At 59.5% G+C, this 2,528-nt stretch carries 1 protein-coding gene and 1 pseudogene; one reads left to right on the top strand and one right to left on the bottom strand.

The features are described 5' to 3' along the window. Positions 1-1,599: pseudogene (locus B3605_RS07570) on the bottom strand (bifunctional aconitate hydratase 2/2-methylisocitrate dehydratase); the annotation flags it as partial. A 579-nt stretch (positions 1,600-2,178) separates the two neighbouring features. On the opposite strand from B3605_RS07570, the gene B3605_RS07565 reads away from it, so the two are divergent. Next, a complete protein-coding gene (locus tag B3605_RS07565) occupies positions 2,179-2,517 on the top strand; it encodes an ArsR/SmtB family transcription factor (protein WP_112943225.1) in 339 nt (112 codons plus the stop codon). Positions 2,518-2,528 lie beyond the last annotated feature (11 nt).

Here is a 2,528-nt window from a genome sequence, read left to right as displayed (position 1 = left end):
GCCGATGATGATGTCCCAGTCGTCGACGGTGATGTCGTTCAGCACCTTGTGGATGACGTCGGTCATCGCATGGTAGCTGCCCTTCGGGTCGCGGGCGGTGATGACGCCGAAGTTGTTCATGAAGGACATGAGCTTCGGAATGTTGGCCTGAGCCTTTTTGTCCCAGACCGATGCCGTATGGCAACCGGACTGGTAGGCGCCGTCGACAAGGGGCGAAATGACGGTGGCCGCCATCGCTTCCAGTTCCTGCGCGGTCATCAGGCCTGTCGTGTCCTGCGAGCCGACGATGTTCACTTTGACGCGCACGTCGGAGCCGGCATGCAGCACCTTGCCGGGTGTCACGCCGACTGCGTTGCGGTTGAAGATCTTTTCGACCGCCGTCAGGCCCTGGCCCTCAATGGCGATTTCCTTGTTGGGAGCGAAAACCGGGGTGGCTTCGACACCGAGCGTCTGGGCGGCGAAGGTCTGGAGCTTCTTGCCGAAGACGATGGCGTAGGACGAGCCGGCCTTCATGAACTCCATCTTCTGCGGCGTGAAGGAAGACGCGACATCGACCAGCTCGTTGCCTGCTTCGTCGCGCAGCTTCTTGTTCTTCGCGTCGATCTTCAGCACGGTGCCGGTTTCGACCGAAAACTTCTGGTCAAGGATCGGGTTACCTTCGTTGTTGAGGATCGGCTTGCCGTTTTCGTCGAGCTTCTTCACCCAGTTCTTCAGGTTGAGGCCGATGCCGCCGGTGACGTCGACGGTGGTCGCGAAGATCGGCGAAATGCCGTTGGTGCCGGCGACGACTGGGGCGAAGTTGACGAAGGGAACGTAGGGGCTCGCCTGCTTGCCGGTCCACAGGGCCACGTTGTTGACGCCGGACATGCGCGAGGAACCAACGCCCATCGTGCCCTTTTCGGCGATCATCATCACCCGCTTGTCGGGGTGCTGCTGCTGCAGGGCGACGATCTCGGCCTGTGCCTCAGGCGTGATCATGCACTGGCCGTGCAGCTGGCGGTCGGAGCGCGAATGCGCCTGGTTACCGGGAGAGAGAAGGTCGGTCGAGATATCGCCTTCGGCGGCGATGAAGGTCACGACCTTGATCTCGTCTTCGACATCAGGAAGCTTGGTGAAGAATTCGGCCTTGGCGTAGCTCTCGAGAACGTCCTTGGCGACGGCATTGCCGGCCTTGTAGGCATCGCGCAGGCGGAACATGTCGGCGTCGTAGAGGAAAACCTGGGTCTTCAGCACGTCGCCGGCCTGACAGGCAATTTCGGCATCGTTGCCGAGCGCTACGTCGAGCAAAACCTGGACCGACGGACCGCCCTTCATGTGCGACAGCAGCTCGAGGGCGAATTTCGGAGTGATTTCGGGGACGTTGGTCTCGCCGAGGATGATCTTCTTGAGGAAAGCAGCCTTGACGCCGGCGGCACTCGTCGTGCCAGGGAGCGTGTTGTAGATGAAGAATTTCAAAGCATCGGCGCGGTGCTCGCTGCCGGTATCCTCGATCAGGGCAGTGATTTCGCCGGTCAGAGCGCCGTCATCGATCGGCTTGGGGGCGAGCCCTTGAGTTTCTCTGCTTTTGATTTCGGCCAGGTATTCCAAGTACAGGTTCATCGCAATCCCAACGTCATGGTGTGTGGGGCGCCGACGCGCAGCGCCACCGAACGGCAGTGTTCATCAGCCGAGGTCTTACAGCTTTCGTGCGTGTCAACCAAGGCCATCCGTGCAGATACCGCACTTCAACAAAAAAAATATTACTTTCGGTAGACGAACACGCGATTTTGACGGCGCACCAGCAACTCTCCAAACCATGCTTCGCAAGGACATCGACTGACGATGTGCACGCGATCGACATCTGTATTTCAAATTTTTCAGAGGGTTGAAGCGCAGTCGTTAACCGTCTTTTCAACACTGTGAACGATTGTGGCAGCGTAACTTCAACCGGGTGAACATGATGTCCACTACTCCATCACAGCATGGCCAGCCGCCCCATATGGCGGAAAATGCGCTGTTGCCGCCACGGCTTTGTTCCGCCGGCTTCCACATTGGCTTCCAATCCATTCATCCGTCGACCTTCGCGCGACTGCCCTCGGTATCGGGCTAGTCGTTCCATTTCGTGCTTAAACTTCCGGGAACGACGGAACGCGCGATATCGCGGACGACGGTTCCCGCCTATTTCATTGGGAAAATCATATGCAGGAAGACAATCGGAACCCGCAGGGCATTGCTGCTCTGGCGGAGCAGCTTGCGGTTCTCGGAAACGCCAACCGGCTCGCGATCCTGACCAATCTCGCCGAAGGCGAGATTCAGGTCAACGTGCTCGCCAAGAAACTCGGCCTCGGCCAATCGGCGCTCTCGCAACACCTCGCCATCCTGCGGGCCTGCGAATTTGTCTCGACGCGGCGCGCCTCGCAATCGGTGTTCTACTCGATACAGCCACGTTCGATCGCCGCAGCATTGGCGAGCGCCCGGGACTTGCTCATTGGCGCCGGTGGTGGTGAAGGGGAACGCGCGATCCGGCAGCGCCCGTAGGAGTGAGGTGC

This window comes from Rhizobium sp. UBA1881 (assembly GCF_002338015.1).
Classification (GTDB): Bacteria; Pseudomonadota; Alphaproteobacteria; order Rhizobiales; family Rhizobiaceae; genus Rhizobium.
Note: the sequence above shows the minus strand (reverse complement) of the source record. Positions and strands in the feature narration are given on the sequence as shown.